The sequence below is a fragment of the Nocardia sp. NPDC005825 genome, assembly GCF_040630175.1.
Classification (GTDB): Bacteria; Actinomycetota; Actinomycetes; order Mycobacteriales; family Mycobacteriaceae; genus Nocardia.
Map to the genome: position 1 here is coordinate 394,977 of NZ_JBEXXC010000004.1, position 19,252 is coordinate 414,228.

A 19,252-nucleotide genomic window follows, 5' to 3' on the forward strand; every position below is an offset into this window, starting at 1 on the left:
AGCCTATCGTGCGTTGGAGAGGTGTTCGTTATCGGTTCGTGACAGAAGTGACCGGCGCCACTATTCGGCGGAAACGTGCCCTGAGCTGCTCATTGATACAGGACTCGAGACAAAGGGACGCGCGTCAGCCGATATGAGAGGACAAATCCGGCAATTGCTTGATGAGTTGCGGCTCCCAGGTGTGCCAGTTGTGGATGCCGGTGGGCGGGAAGTCGTAGGTGACATTGCCGAGACCGACAACGGCCAAGCGGGCCTGGAACATCCGGGTGCTCGCCAGCGCCACCGCCTCGATGCCCATGCCTTCCTTGGTCGCCATCGCGGAGATGTCACCGCCGCCCGGAATAGCGCTCGCCGCGGAGATCCACAGCCGGGTGTTGTTGGCCTTCAACCGCGTTGCGAACACGGCCGGGTCGAGGTGCTGCCATCTGGCCTCCGACGAAGCCAGGGCGTCCACGTTGTAACCACCGCAGTCCAGCATCGCGGCGCGGATCGCGGCCCGCATGCCGGGCGTGCTCATATTCGGCACACCCGAATTCGAACTGGCGTAACTGAACTGGTCGGGATGGAAGGCCGCCAGCATGAGCGCGGCGCTGCCGCTCATGGACACGCCGACCACGCCGTTGCGGGTCGGGCTGAAGCCCAGCCGATCCCGCAGCGCGTTGCGCAGGTCGCTGGTGACGAAGGTTTCCCACTTGTAGGTGTAGGACTTGCCGGGACCACCCGAGAACACCGACGAGGCGCCGGAACCGGTCACGTCGCCGGGCGCGGTGCCGGGCTTCATGCCCAGGAAGGTGCTGGGCTGGGTCCAGTCGGCGTAGAAGCTGGACGCGCCGCCGACCGGCATCACCACATTGATATTGGCGTCCATCAACGCCTGGGCGACATTGGTCTCGATCTCCCAGCCGTTGAGGTCCTCGCGGGCGCGCATGCCATCGAGCAGGTAGACCACGCGATTGGTATTGCCGTCATTGGCGCGGAAGACGCGCGACTTGATCGGGCCCATCGCGGAATCCACGTAGAAATCGAAACCGGCCGGATTCAGAGCCGCCTGCGCGGTGCCGCCGGTGCCGGCGACCGCTGCCCCGAACGGCAGCATCAGCGCCATGGCCAGGCCGAATGTCGCCCTCGTGAACCACGCTCGCCGCGGTCGAGTTCCCCGTTTCCCACCCACAGTGGCAGCGCTAGGCATCGTGTTGTTCCGGCCCTTCCAAACTCATGACATCCGCTGTGACACATAGGAAGAGATCACCCGCAGCGGCCTGCCGAGTAGCGTATCGCGGAACCCCCTGCCAGGCGTTACCTAATTGAGACAGAATTTCAAATTTCATCTTCAGTTCGTGACAAAACGCCCAAATCAATTGGAGTACAGCGCACAGCAGCCCCGTATCCGCGATGGATACGGGGCTGCTGTGCGGTCCGGCTACTTCGGCGGCTCGGTCGGATCGACCAATCCGCAGCGCTGAATCTCGTACTTCGGGACCCGATCGATCCGGTACTTGGCGAAATCGAGCGACTGCACCAGGTTGTGCCGCCAGCGGTCGAAGGTCAGCGGCGCGCGCACCGAGGCCAGCATGTCCTGGGTGGCGGGGCAGGACAACGCGGTCCGTGCCTGCGTGGTCCACTTCTCGTCCAGGAACCACGGCATCCACGGGTGCTTGTCCACCATGCCGGCGTCCACGACCACCCAGTCGGAGTAGAGGTTCTTGTCGTGGCCGATGCGGCCGTCGGTCAGTCGATCGGTGTGCGAGGCAAGCGGATACGCCAGGCCCATCTGATCGATGACGCGGACGTCCAGCGGGACGTTCATGCTGGTCATGCCGAGATTCAGGAAGAACACCACGTGTTCCTGATTGCCCTCGGGGACCGGTGCGGGCACCAGGTACCAGTTCGTGAACGAGGGCGAGCTGAGCAGCAGCGCGCCGTCCTTCGAATTCTCGATGTCCCGGACCATGGCGCGGATGCGCGGATAGTCCAGGTAGTCCTCGGCGCGGATCGGGTGGTCGTGGCCGGTGTTGAGCACGTAGTAGATGCGCTCGTCCACGATGCCGTTGGCCCGGATCTTGGTGCCGGTGGTGATCGCCGTGGTGTCGGCCGCGAACAGCGCCCACCCCGTGGTTCCGGCGAACGCGGCCAGCACGACCACGAAAGCCCAGTCCAGTCGGCGCATTCCGGTCTCGCCCGCCGCCGTCGTGCGCGGCAGCCGCAGCGGCAGCACCGCGACGGGCAGGATCAGGCAGAACACCTGCGGCAGCAGCATGCGGCCGTGCATGAAGTCGCCGCCGACCCGGATCTCGTAGACGGTGAGCACGAATCCGCTGCCCAGCATGAGCGCGACCACCGCGGCGGGGGTCCGCAGCCAGTGGCTGAAACTGTCAATTCGCCCGCGCCATCCGGGTTTCCGGGATTCGCTCGCGGGAGAGGAACCGGAGAGCTGGTCGCGACGCTGCCGCCCGACCACCACACCGGCCACCAGCAGCACCAGCAGCGGCAGCCACAGCCAGTACGGGCCGACCAGATCCCACAGATAGACCAGGCCCTGACCCCACTTCGCGCCGCCGGCGTCCTTGGCCACCGCGGTGTTCGGGTAGGGCAGGGCGTAGTAGCCCATCCGCCAGATCTGGTACGCCACGGGCAGCAGACCCGCGACCGCCACGATCAGCACCCGGAACAGCCAGGGCCGCAAGCGGGTCTCGGGCGCCGGGGCGCAGAACAGCATGAGCAGCGCGAGCGCGCCGACCAGTGTCATCTCCGGGCGGATCAGCGGGGCCAATCCGGCGAAGAAGACGAGCGCGAGAAAGCCCGCAGGGCGCACCTTCTCGGCCTGGGACCAGCGCACCATCCCCCACCAGAGCACCGCCAGCCAGAAGATGACCAGGCAGGACTCGAGTCCGGAGGTGGCGTAGTCGCGAGCCGGGGGCAGGGCGATGTAGACCAGCACGCCCGCGGGAAGCAGCAGCGCGGAACCCGTTCCGCCCCACAGCCGGGCGGTGCCGAGCATCGCGAACACGATGGCCAGCACCGACAGCGTGAGCGCGATCCCGAGCACCACGTATTCCAGCCGGGCCTGGGTCAGCCAGCTGAAGAAGTAGACGATGTAGGTCCAGGCCGTGCTGGTATTGGCCTCGACACGTTCGTCGACATTGAAGACCGGACCGTTGCCCGCCAGCAGGTTTCGCACCGTGCGGAGAACGATCAGGCCGTCGTCGGCGATCCAGCGCCGCTGCCACGCACCGGCCGCGAACAGCGTCGCGGTCAGTGCGATCCCACCGATGAACGTGGCTCGGGATAGTCGCGAGGCACCGCGCGCGGAGTCATCCGCACGCCGACGGGCGCGACCGACCGGCAATTGTGCCGTCGGCGCGCCCGTCTCTCGCTCTTCTCCCTCTACCACGTCAGGTGAGATAGACAGCGACACCCAGAGCTCCGATCAAGGCGACTGCGAGGAACTGGAGGACCCGGTCCCCCAGGGCGATCTCTTCCGGCTCACCCGCTTCGCCGCCGTCGACATCCACCGCGTACCGCATGATGGCGATGACGAACGGGATCATGGAGATGGCGAACCAGATGGTGTCCTTGGCGCGATCCTGCTCGAACGCCCACAGACCGTAGAACACGACGACCGCGGTGGCCGACAGGGTCCAGACGAAACGCAGGTAGGTCGGCGTGTAGTACTCCAGCGACTTGCGGATCTTCGCGCCGGTGTCGAGCGCGTACTTCAGCTCGGCGTAGCGCTTTCCGGCCGCCATGAACAGCGAACCGAACGCCATGATCAACAGGAACCACTGGGACAGACGGATATCCGAGGAGACGCCGCCGGCGACCGCGCGCAGCAGGAAGCCCGACGACACGATGCAGATGTCCAGCACCGCCTGGTGCTTGAGACCGAAGCAGTAGGCCAGCTGGATGCCGACGTACACCGCCATCACCACGGCCAGATGCCAATTCGCGGCGAACGACAGCACGACCGAGCCGACCAGCAGCACCGCCGAGAGCCCGTAGGCCAGGTTCACCGGCACCACGCCGGCCGCGATGGGCCGGAAACGCTTGGTGGGGTGGGCCCGGTCGGCTTCCACATCGAGCGCGTCATTGACGAGGTAGATGCCCGACGCGGCCATGCAGAACACCACGAACGCCAGGGCCACATGCCCGAGCACCGACACGTCGCTGATCACCAGATCGCCCGCGGCGGTCTTGCCGGCCGCCAGCGGCGCGGCCAGGACCAGCACGTTCTTGATCCACTGGCGCGGGCGCATGGCCTTGATCAAGCCGCCGCCCAACGTCTTCGGCGGTCCCTTGACGACCGCCTCTGCCAGGTCGGTGCTGGTCGGCTCTTCGCTCATGTCAACGATGGCTTCTTCCTGGGCGGTCACTTCGCGAGTCTCTTTTCGGCGGCGAGCACGGCGGCGGCTGATGCTGCGCCCAGCGCGGAACCCGCCAGCACGTCGGAGGGGTAATGCACACCGAGGACCACCCGCGAGAGCAGCATCGGCGGGACGAGCACCGCAGGCAAGGGTAGCCCGGTCAGCCGGCCGAGCAACACAGCCGCCGCCGTGGTCGAGGTGGCGTGCGAGGACGGGAAGCTGAGCTTCGACGGCGTCGACACGTTGACCTGCACGGACGGATGGTTCGGGCGGGGGCGCCGGACCACGCGCTTGATCACCACGGACGCGGCGTGCGCGCCGAACGCGCCGACCGCGACCCCGGCCCACTGCCGACGGCGCGGCTTGTCGACCAGCGCGCCGACCGCGGCGATGCCGATCCAGCCCAGCGAGTGCTCACCGAAGTGGGACATGCCGCGGGCGGCCTTCACGACCGCCGGGTTCTGTCCGATGGTGCCCTGCACCAGGTTGAGAATCTTGACCTCGGCCGGGGATGCGGCCGGAGTCGCCGGCGCGTCCGGGACCGCGTGCAGTCCGCGGTCCACGCCGGAAGCTGGCTGTGCAGCCGTCATTTGGGCTCATTCCTCGTCTGGGCGGCGGAAGCGTCGATACCGAAGACGTTCTCCCACGCGGCCTGGCTGGTGAGATGCGCGTGCGCGCGACGATACTGCTCGCGCACCTCCGGGAAGCGCTCGGCCAGCTCCTTGCGCAAGCGCATGGCCTCGGTGAACAGCTCCTTGGCCTTGCGCGGATCCCGCTTACGGTAGACCACGCCGCGGCCGTCGGCGGTGGTGACGGTGACTCCGTCGACCTGCGAGAGCAGGAACCAGCGCGCGTCCAGGGTCGGCACGTTCAGCTGCGGGGTGTCGTGGTGCTTCGGGTTGGCCTTGCGGAAGTTGTGCAGCACGCCCTTGCCGAGGCGCACCACCTTGGCGATGGGGTTGCCCGGCTCGCCGACCGCGCCGACCTCGGCGCGCGAGGCCAGGGGCAGTTCGGTGGAGGACGGCACCACGACCGCGTCCGGGTATTCCTTGCGCATGGCGTGCACCTTGCCCAGCGCGGTCGGCAGCAGCTCGAACAGCTTCTCCGGTCCGGCGAGGTAGTCGCGGATCGCCTCGTTCTGGATGGCGACCGTCGAATACTCCAGGCACAGCAGGTGTTTCAGCGTGGCCTTGACGGTGTTGACCACCATCGGGCGGCCGTCGTTGGGCAGGTGCAGGGAGGCGACCACCAGGCGGTTGCGCAGGTGGAAGTAGGCCTGCCAGTCGATGGCGTCGTCCTTGTCGGACCAGGCCATGTGCCACACCGCGGCGCCCGGCAGGGTGACCGTCGGGTAGCCGTGTTCCCTTGCGCGCAAACCGTATTCGGCGTCGTCCCACTTGAGGAACAGCGGCAGCGGCTGCCCGATCTCCTCCGCCACCCGGCGCGGGATGACGCAGGTCCACCAGCCGTTGAAGTCGACGTCGATGCGCCGGTGCAGCAGCTTGGAGTTGTCGCGGTCGCGCAGCGGGTTCTTGGCGAAGTCGTGGTCGTACTCGACATTGGGGGCCGCGGTCCACATGAAGATGGAGCGGTCCACCACCTCGCCCATCACGTGCAGGTGCGAGCGCTCCTGCAGGTTGAGCATCTGGCCGCCGGTCAGGATGGGCGACTTGGCGAAACGCGAGAAGGCCAGGGCCCGCAGGATGCAGTCCGGCTCGATCTCGATGTCGTCGTCCATATAGACGATGTACTCGGCGTCGGTGGTCTTGAGCGCCTCGTACATGACACGGCTGTAGCCGCCGGAACCGCCGAGGTTGGGCTGGTCGTGGATGGCGAGGCGACCGGCCAGGCGGGCCGCGGCCTCGGTGAAGCCAGGCTCGTCCACGACCTTCTTGGTGCCCTGGTCGGGGATGATGACGGCCTTGATCTTCTCCAGCACCAGCGGGTCGGAGCCCAGCGCGGTCAGCGTCTTGACCGCGTCGGTGGGGCGGTTGAAGGTCGGCATGCCGACGGCGATGCTGCCCTCACCCGGCGCCTCGATGGGCGCGTACCAGCCGCCGCTGCGCATTTCGACGTGGCTGTCGGTGGTGATGTCGAACCAGATCCAGCCGCCGTCCTCGAACGGGCCCAGATCCACCTCGAACTCGACGAAGTCCGCGGCGGCCGCGCCCTCGCCCGGCGTGCTGAACTCGTTGCCCTGCACGTGGATTCGGGAGCCGTCGGCCTTGGAGCGGTAGACGTCGACGCGGCCGTGGCCGGACAGTTCCAGGCGCAGCACGACCGACTTCAGCACGCTCCAGCGCCGCCAGTAGCTGGCCGGGACCGCGTTGAAGTAGGTGCAGAACGACACCTCCGACTCCGCGCCGATGGCCAGCGCGGTGCGCGTGATGGCATGCGCGCGACGGGAATTGGTGTCGGATTCCTCGAGGTACAGCTTGCGGACGTCCAGCGGTTCACCCGGCCGGGGCAGGATGATGCGCTGGAGCAGGGATACGGCGCGAGTCTCGGTGCTCATGTCTTCCCGCGTGAGTTGGGCGGTCATCAGGCCTCGTCCACCAGCGGCGCGCCGGATTCCAGGTGCGGGCGCAGCACGTTGTCGAACATGCTGAGCGCGGCGCCGATGGCCATGTGCATATCCAGGTACTGATAGGTGCCCAGACGGCCGCCGAACAGCACCTTCGCCGACGCGGTCTCGGCCTTGGCGCGCTCGCGGTAGGCCAGCAGCTTGGCGCGGTCGTCGGGGGTGTTGATGGGGTAGTACGGTTCGTCGCCGGTCTGGGCGAAGCGCGAGAACTCGCGCATGATGACCGTCTTGTCGGTCGGGTAGTCGCGCTCGGGGTGGAAGTGGCGCGGCTCGATGATGCGGGTGAAGGGGACATCCGCGTCGTTGTAGTTCATCACCGAAGTGCCCTGGAAGTCACCGGTTTCGAGCACCTCGGTCTCGAAATCGATGGTGCGCCAGCCGAGTTCGCCTTCGGCGTAGTCGAAGTAGGCGTCCAGCGGGCCGGTGTAGACGACCGGGGCGTCCGGGTTCTGGGCGCGGATCTCGTCGCGCACGTCGAACCATTCGGTGTCGACCCGGACCTCGATGAGGTCGTTCTCGGCCATCTTCGACAGCCACGCGGTGTAGCCGTTCTTCGGCAGGCCCTCGTAGTCGTCGTTGAAGTAGCGGTTGTCGAAGGTGTAGCGGACCGGCAGGCGGGTGATGTTCCCGGCCGGGAGCTCCTTCGGGTCGGTCTGCCACTGCTTGGCGGTGTAGTCGCGGATGAACGCCTCGTAGAGCGGGCGGCCGATCAGGGAGATGGCCTTCTCTTCGAGGTTGGAGGCGTCCTTGGTCTCGATCTCTGCGGACTGCTCGGCGATCAGCGCGCGTGCCTCGTCGGGCGTGAAGTAGCGGCCGAAGAACTGGGAGAGCAGACCCAGGCCCATGGGGAACTGGTACGCCTGGCCCTTGTGCTTGGCGAAGACGCGGTGCTGGTACCCGGTGAACTCGGTGAACTGGTTCACGTAGTCCCACACCCGCTTGTTGGAGGTGTGGAAGAGGTGGGCGCCGTACTTGTGGATTTCGATGCCGGTTTCGGGATCCGCCTCCGAGTACGCGTTGCCACCCAAGTGGTAGCGGCGTTCAACCACCAGAACTCGCTTGCCGAGCAGGTTGGCGGTGCGTTCGGCGATGGTCAGCCCGAAGAAGCCGGAGCCGACAACGATCAGATCGAAGGGGGATGCGACGGTCACGGTCGCCCAGACTACCGGCAGTGCCCGCGGGCGCGCGTCGGCTCCGGCGGGGCCGGTGGGCGGGGGTGGCGCGGGTCATCCCGGCCAACGGGATTGGTCGCGTGGTTTTCGCTCAGAGTTCACGAAACCGCTGACGGTTGCGTCATGAGAGCTGTACAACATTGCGACTCGAGTTGAACACCCGACCAGTATGTTGCCGCGCGATTGCGTAGGCCCCTTGAAAGACCATGCACATGCGCCTCGCACGATTCGCCCCGCTCGTCGGGGCATTGTCCATCACCGCCATGCTGAGCACGGCCGCCCTCGTCCCGGGCGCGGCCCCGGCTCGCGCCGACGAGGTCGACACCCTCGCCGCGGCCCAGATCGCCGACGCCGGGGAAGTCTGCGGCAAGCCCGCCGCAACCTTCGATGACGTCATCACCGCGGCCGCCACGGCCATTCGCACGGTGGTTCCGGCCGAGCAGCAATCCGCCTACGACCGCTCGGTCGAGGACTTCCGGCAGAACGTCGCCGCGATCCACGTGCACCGCAACGGGCTGCTGCCGCTGGGCCCCGACGAGGTCAATGACCGTACGCAGTTCCTCGACGACCCGATCGTCACCTACATCGTCAACAACCTGGACGCCGTGAAGACCGGCAACCTGCACAAGACCATCGCGCTCTCGCAGCTGAAGGTGCGCGACGTGGTCGAGGTGTTCATTCTCGCCACCCGCATCGTGAAGATCCCCGCCCAGTTCGCGGCCAGCCTGGTGCCGACCGTCGGCTTCGTGCTCAAGCCGGTGGTGGGCGCGCTGTTCAACGGCGTGAAGTCGCTGGCGCGGTCGGTGCAGTCCCAGCTGTCGCTGGGCTGCGATGCCAACGGCGCGTACCGGAAGCTGCAGTTGGAGCTGCCCGACGAGCACGTGGACGTGCCGCAGCCGCTCATCGACCTGGCCAACCAGCTCACCAAGGCCGACGGCGCCTGTACCACCCTGGCCGAACTGAAGACCGCCGACCTGGTCGAGCGCACCCGCGCGTTCCTCACCACCGCGGCCGGCCTGCCCGTCGACCCGGCGTCGGTGAACGCGAATGCCGCTGCGCTGCAGGGCTTCCTGCACGAGAACCGGGTCGCCGACATCATGATGCTGCGCCGCACCGAGCAGCTCGGCCCGATCGTGGACGCCATGGACTACGGGCCGCTGACCTTCCTGGCCAACCTGGGCTTCGACATCTACGAGGGCCGCGCGCTCAACACGGTGCCGCTCGCGGATGTGAAGGTGGAGAACGTCTTCTCGCTCATCACCTTCGCGCTCGACGCCACCAGCCTGCTGCTCACTGCGGGCACCACGATCGCCGGATTCACCGGGGTGGGCTCGGTCATCACGACCCCGTTGAGCATGGCGCAGACCATCGCCTTCGCGCCCACCACCTACGGCGCGCCGATCCTGCGCGGTGTCATGCAGTCGATGTGCGCGGCCTGATCGAGCACTGATCCGACCCTGATCGAGCACTGAAACAGCCGCCCGGCCGAAAGACCGGGCGGCTGTTCACTTCTCGGACCACTCCCCCGCGTGGCTGACGATCACTGCCCGGGGACTACAGCCGGGCGGCGGAGTACACCCGCATCGCGTCACGGACGTACGCGGCGGTGCCCTCGCCGTGCATGTCGTAGTTCTTCGCGAAGCGCGGGTCGGCGACATACATGTCGCCGAGACCGTTGAAGTACTGAGCGGTCACCGGCCCGCCGGACGGGGACGCCGCGATCCAGTCGTGGTGGCGCCGCACGATGGCCTGCACCTCGTCGCTGTCGACCGGGAGGCCCGCCGCGTGGGCGCGGCCGTAGTCGGCGGCGATGTCGAGGTGGCGCTGCTGGAACGCCTTCTTCTCGGCGGCGCTCATGGCGTTCCACCACTGGTTGCCGCTGTCCCAGGCCTGCTTGCCCCAGCGTTCGATGACCTCGTCCTTGTACTGGGCGTGGTCGAATCCGTCGAATACCTCGTCTGCCATCAGTTCTTCACCTGCTTCCGTCTTGCGCAATGTTGTTTGCACCGAGGCGATCTGGCGCGCTATCCGGTCCTGCTCGTTTTTCAGCAATTCCAGATGGGTGCGCAGGGCGGCGGCGGTGTCCTTTTGCCCGGCGAGCACTTCGGCGATGGCCGGAAGGCCGAGACCGAGCTCGCGGAGTAAAAGGATGCGCTGCAACCGGACGAGGGATTCCTGGTCGTAATAGCGGTAACCGTTCGATCCGATCCGGCTCGGCGGCAATAACCCGAGCTCACCGTAATGCCGCAAGGTGCGGCTGGTGGTTCGGGCGACCGCTGCCAATTGCTGGATGGACCATTCGGTTGCCACGTTCCGGCCTTTCGTATCCTCTCGTTCTCCTCGACGAATTCAGGATGCAAGTTGACGCAGCGTCAAGGTCAAGCCCCGACCAGTATGCGCCGGTCGGGGCTTGTCCGAGGGGCTTACGCGCCGGCGGTGCACTCGCTGTAGCGCACGTGCACGGACTGCTTCGGCGGGGCCGAGCTGCCGAACATGGCCGGCGGGGACGGCAGCCAGTTGGTGAGCCGGTCCATGGCGTCACGCTCGGCCTCGGCGCGGTTGCGGCCCGAACCGCCGTAGTAGTAGGCGTGGTCGGCGCTCTCGGCGATGGCGCCGCAGCCGTTGGCGAACTGCACCATCACCTTGCAGCCGCGGTGCGCGCACTTGTTCAGCGCGGCGGCGTCGGAGGCGCCCCAGCTCGGGTAGTTCCACGCGGCGCCGTAGAAGGTGCCGCCGTCGGTGCTCAGCGCGAGCGTGCCGTAGAGCGATCCATCCGGTCCCCGCTCGGCATTGGCGGTACCGGCCCCCAGCGACGTCACCAGCACGGCAGCCGCGGAAACGAACATGGTCAAGGCGAGCTTGCCCGAGAAAGCCATTCGAATTCTCCCCAATTTCGCAGCGGCCGCTGCGCATGGGCCGCTACTGCTCTCGGTGGTGCGATCACCACTGCCGGATTTCTATCACGGGCCACCGACACGGCCAAGTCAGTTTCCGCCGGAACCGGCTGCCGGGCATAGCTTTTCCGAATAGCTCCGGAAGTGGGGACTTGCCAATCACTTGCGGGCGTGACATGCTCCACGCGCGTGCCCCCGGGCTCCCGAATTCGGCGCGCTGGAATCGATTTTTTCGTGGGATGGGGAAAACCTGATGAAGTCTGCGGGCCGCGCCCGAGTTCTGCACTGGGCGGCCGCGGCCGTCACTGCGGTGAGCTCCACCCTCCTGTTCGCCGGCTCCGCGGACGCCGCCCCGGTGGTCACGCTCGGCGGTGGCTCCGGCGTCTACGTCGAAGACCTGCAGGACGCCACCTCGGTCAGCGAGTGCACCATCACCGCGATGGGTTACGACAACAAGAACCAGCTGGTCGGACTCACCGCCGGCCACTGCGGTGAGGTCGGCGCGCGCATCGCCGCCGAGTACACCCGCTCCGGCGGGATCGGCGTCATCGCCGAGAAGGACGAGGAGATGGACTGGGCCATCATCGTCTTCAACGCCGACCGGGTGATCCCGACCCGTCAGGTCGCGCAGTCGGTCATCAACTCGGTGGGCGCGCCGCCGCAGATCGGCGAGAACGTCTGCAAGAACGGCCGCACCACCGGTTTCACCTGTGGTCCGGTGTGGGAGACCAAGTCCACCTACTTCCGTAGCCAGGTGTGTGCCAACCACGGTGACTCGGGCGCGCCCGTGCTGCGCGGCGACCAGCTGGTCGGCATGGTGGTGGCGGGCACCGACTTCCGGGCCGGGCCGATCACCATCGAGCTGCCGCTGTGCACCGGTGGCGGCAACCTGATCCACGAGCCGGAGCTGGCCACCAACATCACCACGGTGCTGGCCGACATCGACCGCCACGGCGGGGCGGGCGCGGGTTTCCGCGTCGCGTAAGCATTTCGAGGCCGGGTGAACCGGCGAACACCGCGGGGCGTGACCGGATCATCGGTCACGCCCCGCGGTGTTTTCTTTGGGCGGTAGCGGCTTTCAGTAGCCGACGGTGAATCGGACGCGGTGGTGGCGGGGATTCTCGATCTCGTCGAGCAGCGCGATCGCCATGTCCTCCATGGAGATCGAGGAATTGCCCTGGTCGTCGGCGATCATCTCGTCGAGGCCGAACCGGAAGACGCCGGTCCGCTCACCGGGCTCGAACAACGCGGACGGGCTGACGTAGGTCCAGTTCACCGGGTGCGCGGTGGTCCGGAACACCTCGAGCTGACGGCGGCCGCCCTCGGCGATCGGGCCCAGCTCGGCCGGGAACTCCGGCTGCTCGGCCAGGGTCCTTCCGGTTCCGGCGACGGTCAGGGTGCCCGCGCCGCCGACCACCAACAGCCGGATTCCGCTGTCCGCCAGCCCTTCCAGCAGGGCCTTCGCGACGTCGGCCAGTTCGTTCTCACCGCCCGGGGCGGGGCGGGTGGCACTGACCACGACATCACTTCCGGCGCCGGCCTTCTCGACCTCGATCGGGTCGGCGGCGTCGGCGACCCAGACCTCGACCTGTTCGGGCAGGTGACGCAGCCGGTCCACATGGCGGGCGACGGCCCGCACCCGGTGGCCCCGGCTCAGCGCCTCGGCCACGACCCGGCTCCCGGTGTCGCCGCTGGCTCCGAACACTGTGATCTGCATGATGTTTCACTCCTTCGCAAGGTTGCCGGATCAGGCTGCGGCGCGGGTGGGGGTCTTCGGCGTGGCGGTTTCGGGTTCGGTTGCCTGGGGCGCGGTTCCGGTCTGGCCGAGCAGGGTGCCGCCCAGCGCGATCGCCATGCCGAGGATCTGCAGCGGGGCCAGGGCCTGGCCGAGCGCGGCCCAGCCGATGATGGCGGCCGACAGCGGGCTGAGCAGGCCGAGGAACGAGACCGAGGTGGCGGGGGCCTTGGCGATGCCGCGGAACCAGATGGCGTAGGCGGCGGCCGTGCCGATCAGGCCCAGGTAGAGGTAGCCGCCGATATTGCGGGCGTCCAGCGCGGGCGGCGCGCCCTCGATGATGGCGGCCAGCGGCAGCAGCATGAGGCCGCCGGCGGTCAGCTGCCAGCCGGTCATGGCGAGCGGGCTGACGCCTTCGGGGCGGCCCCAGCGCTTGGTCATCACGGTGCCGCCGGCCATCGAGGCCGCGCCCAGCAGACCGGCGATCACGCCGACCGTATCGAGAACCGCTGTGGCCCTGAGGACTACGAGGGCGACGCCGAAGAGTCCGATCACGCCCGCCAGCACCTTGCGCAGGGTGAGCCGCTCGTTGAGCGCGACGGTCGCGATGCCCAGCGCGAAAAGCGGTGCGGCCGCACCGAGTACGGCGGCGACGCCACCCGGCAGGCGGTAGGCGGCCAGGAAGAGCAGCGGCATGAAGATGCCGATGTTCAGCGCGCCGAGGATCGCCGCGCGCCCGATCCACTGTCCGTGGGGCAGCTTGCGGGTGATGGCGAGCAGCAGCAGCCCGGCGGGCAGGGCTCGCATGAGCGCGGTGAACATCGGGCGGTCCGGCGGCAGGAACGTCGTCGTGATCGCGTAGGTCGATCCAAAGACCAGCGGGGCGAGGGCGGTAACGGCGAGCGTTCCCGCGAGTCCTGCGGCTCCAGCGCGTGTGGTGGTCATCGATAGCTCCTCATTGATAATCTCAACGTTGAGATAACACCATTCCGGATACCTCAGCGTCAAGTATCTCAACGTTGAGATTATTTCCGAGACCGAAAGGAGCAGGTCACATGCCCGACGCAGTCGACCAGATCACCGCGGCCTGGCGTCAGCAGCGCCCCGACGTCGATAGCTCCCCCATGGAGATCTTCGGCCGCATCTCCCGCCTGGCCCACATCATCGAGCGCGAACTCACCGACTTCTTCCGCACCCAGGGCCTGGAGTTCTGGGAGTTCGACGTCCTCGCCACCCTCCGCCGCTCCGGCAACGACTCCGGCCTCACCGCCGGCGCCCTCAACAAGGCCGCCATGCGCACCTCCGGCGCCATCACCAACCGCATCGACCGCCTGGTCGCCAAGGACCTGGTCGAACGAGTCCCCGACCCCGTCGACCGCCGCGCCATCCGAGTCCGCCTCACCGACACCGGCCGCACCCTCGTCGACAACGTCCTGCCGTTGCACATGGACAACGAACAACGCCTCCTGGCCGACCTCACCCCCACCGACCGAGAAACTCTCATCCCCCTGCTGCGCAAGTTCTCCGAATCCCTCGGCGACCTCTCCCTGGACTGAAACACGAAAAAAGGGCGGCACCCTCATTTCGAGAGTGCCGCCCTTCGAGCCGAATTGTCCGGCCAGAGTTCACGTTTCATTCCTGCACATCCAGCAGCCATCATTGGGCAAGCAGTCCGCGGCGGGCAAGAGATCCTGGACATCTCGCCCGAGCGCCGCAGCGACGAGGATCAACTCGTCCACGCGGAACGAACCGGCGCGACCCCTCCGGCCAGCAAGCGCGGACGCCGTCATCCCGACTCGTTCCCCCAGGTCAACGTCATTCGCCCCCGCCTCCTTCATGGCCCGCTCGACCCGCGCCCCGACACACCTGTCCATCCAGCCCACAAGACCGCCTTCCGCCCCTTCGCCCACCGCCACCACCGGCCCCGCCATCGCGGCCATCGGCAGCATTTGAGCTATCGTTCGAACATGTGTTCTATTATTCCCGGTATCAAGATCGGAGTTCAACGAACTCCGCCCGCACAATCCGTGGGACGCCCCCGCCGCACATAGCTCGATACAAGTGTTCGCGAGAGAGGTGAAACCCGTTGGCCGACAATCCATTCGGCGACTACATCCGCCAACGCCGACTAGACGCCTGGCTAACCCGAACCGAACTCGCCAAGAAGGCGAACCTGTCTGTCTCCCTGATCGAAAAGATCGAACTGGGCACCCGACAACCCACCCTCCACGCCCTCCAGATCCTGTTCGACACCCTGGACGTGGCCCCCATGTACCGCCGCTACATCCTCGACCAGAGCCTCCCGGGCCTCCTCGGCCCTCCCACCCTCGTGACCCCGTCCCACCAGAACGAGGAGGACTTCGCAGAACTGGCTGCCTTCAACACCCCCGCCAGCTTCTACACCCTCCCGACCTTCGCAATCGTCGCGGCGAACACGGCCCACCACCAAGCCTTCCCCGGTCTACTTCCCGGCACGAGCTTCCCAGAATGGCTATTCCTCAACCCGATCGCCCGTGAGGTCATCGTGAACTGGCACCAAGAGGCCCAACGCTGCCTCCACAGCATCCGCCAACTCTCCCCCAACATCACGAAGGACCGACGCCTTTCCGCGATGGCAGCCAAGTGCAGTCAAGCCTCCGAATGGGACGAACTCTGGAACAGCAAGCACTCCACGCCCTTCGCCCCCAGCATCCTTGTCCGCAACCCCTCGAACCACCAGATCCGCGAACTACGCGTCCGCACCTACTCCCCCGAATGCCCCCAACGCGCTTGGTGGATCTGCCACCTCGTGCCCAGCCCAGCCCAAAGACGATCGAGCCGTTAGCGATACTGCCCTACTCCCGTTTCAATCCGAGCTGACATCAGGTTTCGAACGAGGGACCTGAGCCTCCTCGATGCTTGGTGCCTTCAGCCAGAACAGCACATCGGACCGCTCTCTGGTGTCGAATGCATGAAAGACCTCGTATGCGCAGGCGCGGGAGACTGGAGTGTCGGCTGACAGCAGCGCGTGTAGTACTGCCCACGACATCGAGCTCCAGTGAAACAATCTGTCTTCACGCAGTTCGGGAAGTAGGGCGAGATCGCGAGCCAGCCGCGCGGCAGAATCGTCGTACGCCGCTCGGCGCGCAATCTCTAGCACTGCCGTGTTCCGATCTATCCCCTTCTCACGAGCTACCTTCGCCAGATCTGACATGTCCATAGCCTCAAAATCAGATTGGTTGTCAATCGGGCCCGAAAGCTCTGGCTTGCTCCATGTCTCAGAATGGCCGTCGTCGAACAGGCTCAGAATCTCCGGATCGATATCACCGAAATCTCCTGCACCATCAACCATGATCCCGGCTTCCGCTCGCCACTGTGAATCGGGGCGTCACGTTCCACACGCTCCCAACAGCGAATCTACCGTTGTCGCGTGCTCACGCGAGTACCACGCCGACCAGCTGGGCACGTTACCGTGGTCACCGGTGGTCAGATCCCGTTTGGCGATCCGCATCATGTGGCTGACCAGCTCGCGTACGGGCGGCATCGTTCGAACATGCTGAGGCGCAGCGCGCTCTGCCCGCAGCAGGGTGTTCAGCAGAACATCGGAGACAACGTGGCGCAAGGTCGAGAAGCTCGCCCGATTCCCGCCGCCGCCCGTTGCCGCGCTCATCCGCCGCGGGCCCAGACTGGTCCGCCCTGGAGTTCGTTTCCCTGCATGGCGAAGGCCCAATCCCGCTCCGGGATTGGGCCTTCGCGCGGAGACTGCAGTTGCGGCCGAATCGGCTAAGACATGCTCGCGCCGCGAGCCGATCGCTTCAGAGCGCGACCCAGATTGTGCCGTTTGACCAGCGCGGCGGTCTGCACCTGGCTCAAGTTGTTGAAGTTGAACACTCGGCCGCCGTGATCGGCGGCGGATCCGCTGCCGCTCGGGTTGCCCGGAGTCCAGGCGGGCAGCGGCGACGTTGACAAGTGCGACATGGTCAGTACCTCCTAGTGTTCCAATCTCTGCAGGCGGGTGTAGATGTCGGCCAGGGCGTCGACCACGGTGCGGTTGCCCAGCTGGGGCCAGCCGGCGTACTGGCCGGCGTCGCGCTGGGACGAGCCGCAGAGTTGTTCGCGGATGTCTTTGACATCGCTACCGATCGGGCCGCAGAAGGCGGTGATGAAGTTCTGGATTTGGTTGACTTCGGCTGCGCTCATGGGAGCGTCCTCTCCGTCGATGAGGGCCTGGACATCGCGGCGGAAATCGTCCATGTCGATGCCGGCGGGGTCGATCTTTCCTTCGGTGCTGTACTCGCGGTGGGCCACGCAATCGTCGGCGGTGCGGCTGATGCGGCGGAGGATGGCGGCGCAGCCGCGCTTGTACGCGTCGAGTTGTGCTGGGGTCCAGTCGGTTCCGTCGCCGCGAGAGACGGCCTCGATGCCGATGACGTGGTAGTTGGCGTTGTTGGTGGGCCAGCCGGGCCAGGAGCCGCGGCCGGCGTGCCAGCACACTCCGGCGGCAATAACGCGAAACGTGCCGTCGCGTTCCAGGACCAGCTGGGCCAGAGGGCCTTCCAGGTCGGGGCGGCCGTATTGGACGATGCGCCAGTCGTCGGGGCCGCCGCCGGCGGTGTGGTGGCAGAGCACGCCGCGCAGGTCGGCGAAGTCGCCGTGGCCGCGGTCACGCCAGCCCTCGTGTTCGATTACTCGTAATCCAGCCTCGCGCAGGACATCTGCGAGCCAGACCGGATCACCGGTCCATGACATGGTTGTTCTGCCTTTCCGATCGAGAGTTCCGGATCAGCTCAGGTCGAAGGAGACGTAGGTATTCGCGCCGCCCTGGACGGTGGCGTTGACGGCCCAGATGCTCGAGGTGGAATTGGTGATCTGCACCCAGATGCGGTCTCCGGGCACCAGATTCACCTGGGTGTCGGGGAGCAGGAGAAATGCCGAGTTGTTGGTGAAGTCGGCCGACTTGATCTCCGTCGTGTTGCGCATGAGCATGACGTGCAGGGCACCTTGGGTGGAGGCCCAGTTCGCGGCCAGTTGGATACGGCAGCGGACGTTGGCGGTCACCGATCCGTTGGCGATCAGCTCGTCATTGGTGATATCCGAACTGCCGTAGCCGCTGCGGGCCGTCCAGCCGGTCAGCTTCAGATTGGTCGCTCCCGCGACAACCTGCTGGTCGGCGACCTTGTCCATGCCCATCGGCACTGCGGCGGCGGGCGCGATGATGGTGAACGGCATCAGGCTGTCACACCTTTCAAGCTCACCTGCAGGCCCTTTCCCGCCGGGCTGTCCACGGTGGTGATGTTCACCGTCAGCCGATCGCCGGCGGTCAAGGCCCACGGCCCGCCGGCGGTGACGGTGGTGTCGGCGGCATGGTTGGCCGCGGCGATCGTGGTGGAGGTGCCCGTGATCGCGGTGCCGTTCTTGCGGAGTTCGACGACCAGGTTGCCGGTGCCTGCGGTTTCACCGCGGAAGGTGATCGAACTGATCGAGATGTTCCGTTCGATCCGCACGCCTTCGGGCATCACAGTTCCGGCTCCGGCCGCACGAGTTCCGGTGTGCGACTTGAACGCGATGTCGTATGCCTGGCCCGCCGAGGTCGGCGGGCGGGGATCGGACAGGCGCGCATCGGTCGTCGCAACCGCACTCAGCGCTGTGCGCGCGGCAGCGGCGTCAGCGGCGGTGAGCACCGATCGGCCGACCGCTGTCGCATCGGACAGCTGAGCCGCCGGATGCGTATGTGCGGTCGGTGTGCGCGCATTGGTGAGCCGCGGATCATCGCCTGCGACAGCGGTATTGGCCGTAGCGCCGATCGTGGGAGGGAAGGTCGACGGCTTGCCGGTGATACCGGCCCAATCGGTGGTTCCCGCAGGACCTCGGATCACAACACCCTGGCCATTGGGCATCCACCCGCTCGCAGCCGCGTGGTACACGTACAGCAGCCCGTCCGCCTTCACGACGTACTGGGCGCCTTCCTGCGGCGCGGCGGGTAGCTGCGCATAGGTGGCAACCGATCCATCGATGTGGATGCCGGTTCCACGTTCACCGCGAACGACGGCGTTCCCCGGGCTGGCCGGAACCGGCGAAACGAGCGTCAGGTCGACGAGACCCTGCGACCCCGTATCCGGGTTGGCCGGGTCGGGACCGGGGATGTACTCGGATACCGTGAAGTTGAATGGCTCCAGGGCAATCGGCTCGCCGTCATAGTTCACCTCGAACGACACTCGCCAGGTCCAATCACGCGGATTGGTGTCACCGCTCGGTGCGACGAGCCGGATTCCGCGCTGGCCTCGCCAGGTCAGATACCCGAATTCGTCCAGCTCGCAGACGTAATGGTCGGGGAGCTGCACATAGGTGGCGGGCGCGGGCTGCGCGCCCGCCACGAGGATCTTGGGCGCGTCCGCGGTGAAGGTGATGGTGCCGGCGAGCGGCGGGAACTCGGGCAGGTCACCGATGTCGGGACCGTCCGCGATATTCGCCAGGAGACGCCCGACGACCTTGCCGTATTTCAGTGGGGGCAGATCAGCCATGGATCA

General features: G+C 66.7%; 20 protein-coding genes. 4 read left to right on the plus strand and 16 right to left on the minus strand.

What is annotated here, in order from left to right:
- Positions 1–124 precede the first annotated feature (124 nt).
- The 6 genes from ABZ382_RS14060 to glf all read right to left on the minus strand — a co-directional run bounded on the left by ABZ382_RS14060 (position 125) and on the right by glf (position 8,096).
- Positions 125–1,105 (minus strand): alpha/beta hydrolase family protein, encoded by a 981-nt coding sequence (locus tag ABZ382_RS14060; protein WP_357088187.1) that lies wholly within the window; start codon positions 1,103–1,105, stop codon positions 125–127.
- 315 nt (positions 1,106–1,420) lie between these two features.
- Positions 1,421–3,346, minus strand: coding sequence for a flagellar motor control protein ZomB (zomB, locus tag ABZ382_RS14065; protein WP_357088772.1), 1,926 nt, complete (start codon positions 3,344–3,346; stop codon positions 1,421–1,423).
- 46 nt (positions 3,347–3,392) lie between these two features.
- Positions 3,393–4,340: a decaprenyl-phosphate phosphoribosyltransferase gene (locus ABZ382_RS14070; RefSeq protein ID WP_357088190.1), complete on the minus strand. Its 948-nt coding sequence runs from the start codon at positions 4,338–4,340 to the stop codon at positions 3,393–3,395.
- 26 nt (positions 4,341–4,366) lie between these two features.
- Positions 4,367–4,951 carry a phosphatase PAP2 family protein gene (locus tag ABZ382_RS14075; protein WP_357088192.1) on the minus strand — a complete coding sequence of 195 codons (585 nt, stop codon included), beginning with the start codon at positions 4,949–4,951 and terminating at the stop codon, positions 4,367–4,369.
- Positions 4,948–6,903 (minus strand): glycosyltransferase, encoded by a 1,956-nt coding sequence (locus ABZ382_RS14080; RefSeq protein ID WP_357088195.1) that lies wholly within the window; start codon positions 6,901–6,903, stop codon positions 4,948–4,950. Before ABZ382_RS14080 ends, ABZ382_RS14075 begins: the two co-directional genes overlap by 4 nt.
- The gene (gene glf, locus ABZ382_RS14085; RefSeq protein WP_357088198.1) at positions 6,903–8,096 is read right to left on the minus strand and encodes a UDP-galactopyranose mutase; all 1,194 of its coding nucleotides are present in this window, start codon (positions 8,094–8,096) and stop codon (positions 6,903–6,905) included. Before glf ends, ABZ382_RS14080 begins: the two co-directional genes overlap by 1 nt.
- Positions 8,097–8,329: 233 nt before the next feature.
- On the opposite strand from glf, the gene ABZ382_RS14090 reads away from it, so the two are divergent.
- Positions 8,330–9,556 (plus strand): hypothetical protein, encoded by a 1,227-nt coding sequence (locus ABZ382_RS14090; protein WP_357088200.1) that lies wholly within the window; start codon positions 8,330–8,332, stop codon positions 9,554–9,556.
- 115 nt (positions 9,557–9,671) lie between these two features.
- Here the strand turns inward: ABZ382_RS14090 and ABZ382_RS14095 are convergent, their stop codons facing one another.
- Positions 9,672–10,427: a MerR family transcriptional regulator gene (locus ABZ382_RS14095; RefSeq protein ID WP_357088203.1), complete on the minus strand. Its 756-nt coding sequence runs from the start codon at positions 10,425–10,427 to the stop codon at positions 9,672–9,674.
- A 113-nt stretch (positions 10,428–10,540) separates the two neighbouring features.
- A complete protein-coding gene (locus ABZ382_RS14100; protein ID WP_357088205.1) occupies positions 10,541–10,993 on the minus strand; it encodes a DUF4189 domain-containing protein in 453 nt (150 codons plus the stop codon).
- A 271-nt stretch (positions 10,994–11,264) separates the two neighbouring features.
- Between ABZ382_RS14100 and ABZ382_RS14105 the strand changes: the two genes are divergently transcribed.
- Positions 11,265–11,996, plus strand: a complete 732-nt coding sequence (locus ABZ382_RS14105) for a S1 family peptidase (RefSeq protein ID WP_357088207.1) — start codon at positions 11,265–11,267, stop codon at positions 11,994–11,996.
- 93 nt (positions 11,997–12,089) lie between these two features.
- Here ABZ382_RS14105 and ABZ382_RS14110 read toward each other — a convergent pair whose 3' ends face one another.
- Together ABZ382_RS14110 and ABZ382_RS14115 are read right to left on the minus strand one after the other, a co-directional pair.
- Positions 12,090–12,728: an NAD(P)H-binding protein gene (locus tag ABZ382_RS14110; RefSeq protein WP_357088210.1), complete on the minus strand. Its 639-nt coding sequence runs from the start codon at positions 12,726–12,728 to the stop codon at positions 12,090–12,092.
- Between the two features lie 30 nt (positions 12,729–12,758).
- Positions 12,759–13,691 carry an EamA family transporter gene (locus ABZ382_RS14115; protein WP_357088213.1) on the minus strand — a complete coding sequence of 311 codons (933 nt, stop codon included), beginning with the start codon at positions 13,689–13,691 and terminating at the stop codon, positions 12,759–12,761.
- A gap of 110 nt (positions 13,692–13,801) precedes the next feature.
- Here ABZ382_RS14115 and ABZ382_RS14120 point away from each other — a divergent pair, with 110 nt between their 5' ends.
- Positions 13,802–14,302 carry a MarR family transcriptional regulator gene (locus ABZ382_RS14120; RefSeq protein ID WP_357088215.1) on the plus strand — a complete coding sequence of 167 codons (501 nt, stop codon included), beginning with the start codon at positions 13,802–13,804 and terminating at the stop codon, positions 14,300–14,302.
- A 69-nt stretch (positions 14,303–14,371) separates the two neighbouring features.
- Here ABZ382_RS14120 and ABZ382_RS14125 read toward each other — a convergent pair whose 3' ends face one another.
- Positions 14,372–14,695, minus strand: coding sequence for a hypothetical protein (locus tag ABZ382_RS14125; protein ID WP_357088218.1), 324 nt, complete (start codon positions 14,693–14,695; stop codon positions 14,372–14,374).
- Between the two features lie 137 nt (positions 14,696–14,832).
- On the opposite strand from ABZ382_RS14125, the gene ABZ382_RS14130 reads away from it, so the two are divergent.
- Positions 14,833–15,570, plus strand: coding sequence for a helix-turn-helix domain-containing protein (locus ABZ382_RS14130; RefSeq protein ID WP_357088220.1), 738 nt, complete (start codon positions 14,833–14,835; stop codon positions 15,568–15,570).
- A 21-nt stretch (positions 15,571–15,591) separates the two neighbouring features.
- Here the strand turns inward: ABZ382_RS14130 and ABZ382_RS14135 are convergent, their stop codons facing one another.
- From ABZ382_RS14135 to ABZ382_RS14155, 5 genes are all read right to left on the minus strand, one after another.
- Positions 15,592–16,077: a hypothetical protein gene (locus ABZ382_RS14135; RefSeq protein WP_357088223.1), complete on the minus strand. Its 486-nt coding sequence runs from the start codon at positions 16,075–16,077 to the stop codon at positions 15,592–15,594.
- 431 nt (positions 16,078–16,508) lie between these two features.
- The gene (locus ABZ382_RS14140) at positions 16,509–16,703 is read right to left on the minus strand and encodes a hypothetical protein (protein ID WP_357088226.1); all 195 of its coding nucleotides are present in this window, start codon (positions 16,701–16,703) and stop codon (positions 16,509–16,511) included.
- A gap of 12 nt (positions 16,704–16,715) precedes the next feature.
- Entirely contained in the window at positions 16,716–17,474 is a 759-nt protein-coding gene (locus tag ABZ382_RS14145; protein ID WP_357088229.1) for an N-acetylmuramoyl-L-alanine amidase, read from the minus strand.
- 33 nt (positions 17,475–17,507) lie between these two features.
- Positions 17,508–17,954: a hypothetical protein gene (locus ABZ382_RS14150; RefSeq protein WP_357088232.1), complete on the minus strand. Its 447-nt coding sequence runs from the start codon at positions 17,952–17,954 to the stop codon at positions 17,508–17,510.
- Positions 17,954–19,246 (minus strand): hypothetical protein, encoded by a 1,293-nt coding sequence (locus ABZ382_RS14155; RefSeq protein WP_357088235.1) that lies wholly within the window; start codon positions 19,244–19,246, stop codon positions 17,954–17,956. Before ABZ382_RS14155 ends, ABZ382_RS14150 begins: the two co-directional genes overlap by 1 nt.
- Positions 19,247–19,252: the final 6 nt, after the last annotated feature.

What these genes read in the sequence shown, in the direction of transcription:
- ABZ382_RS14090 (WP_357088200.1), top strand. Translation starts at nt 8,330, where the DNA reads ATGCGCCTCGCACGATTCGCCCCGCTCGTCGGGGCATTGTCCATCACC.
- ABZ382_RS14060 (WP_357088187.1), bottom strand. Translation starts at nt 1,105, where the DNA reads ATGGCGCTGATGCTGCCGTTCGGGGCAGCGGTCGCCGGCACCGGCGGC.
- ABZ382_RS14100 (WP_357088205.1), bottom strand. Translation starts at nt 10,993, where the DNA reads ATGGCTTTCTCGGGCAAGCTCGCCTTGACCATGTTCGTTTCCGCGGCT.
- ABZ382_RS14075 (WP_357088192.1), bottom strand. Translation starts at nt 4,951, where the DNA reads ATGACGGCTGCACAGCCAGCTTCCGGCGTGGACCGCGGACTGCACGCG.
- ABZ382_RS14080 (WP_357088195.1), bottom strand. Translation starts at nt 6,903, where the DNA reads ATGACCGCCCAACTCACGCGGGAAGACATGAGCACCGAGACTCGCGCC.
- ABZ382_RS14155 (WP_357088235.1), bottom strand. Translation starts at nt 19,246, where the DNA reads ATGGCTGATCTGCCCCCACTGAAATACGGCAAGGTCGTCGGGCGTCTC.
- ABZ382_RS14145 (WP_357088229.1), bottom strand. Translation starts at nt 17,474, where the DNA reads ATGTCATGGACCGGTGATCCGGTCTGGCTCGCAGATGTCCTGCGCGAG.
- ABZ382_RS14115 (WP_357088213.1), bottom strand. Translation starts at nt 13,691, where the DNA reads ATGACCACCACACGCGCTGGAGCCGCAGGACTCGCGGGAACGCTCGCC.
- ABZ382_RS14125 (WP_357088218.1), bottom strand. Translation starts at nt 14,695, where the DNA reads ATGCTGCCGATGGCCGCGATGGCGGGGCCGGTGGTGGCGGTGGGCGAA.
- ABZ382_RS14140 (WP_357088226.1), bottom strand. Translation starts at nt 16,703, where the DNA reads ATGTCGCACTTGTCAACGTCGCCGCTGCCCGCCTGGACTCCGGGCAAC.
- ABZ382_RS14105 (WP_357088207.1), top strand. Translation starts at nt 11,265, where the DNA reads ATGAAGTCTGCGGGCCGCGCCCGAGTTCTGCACTGGGCGGCCGCGGCC.
- ABZ382_RS14135 (WP_357088223.1), bottom strand. Translation starts at nt 16,077, where the DNA reads ATGGTTGATGGTGCAGGAGATTTCGGTGATATCGATCCGGAGATTCTG.
- ABZ382_RS14120 (WP_357088215.1), top strand. Translation starts at nt 13,802, where the DNA reads ATGCCCGACGCAGTCGACCAGATCACCGCGGCCTGGCGTCAGCAGCGC.
- ABZ382_RS14070 (WP_357088190.1), bottom strand. Translation starts at nt 4,340, where the DNA reads ATGAGCGAAGAGCCGACCAGCACCGACCTGGCAGAGGCGGTCGTCAAG.
- ABZ382_RS14150 (WP_357088232.1), bottom strand. Translation starts at nt 17,954, where the DNA reads ATGCCGTTCACCATCATCGCGCCCGCCGCCGCAGTGCCGATGGGCATG.
- ABZ382_RS14110 (WP_357088210.1), bottom strand. Translation starts at nt 12,728, where the DNA reads ATGCAGATCACAGTGTTCGGAGCCAGCGGCGACACCGGGAGCCGGGTC.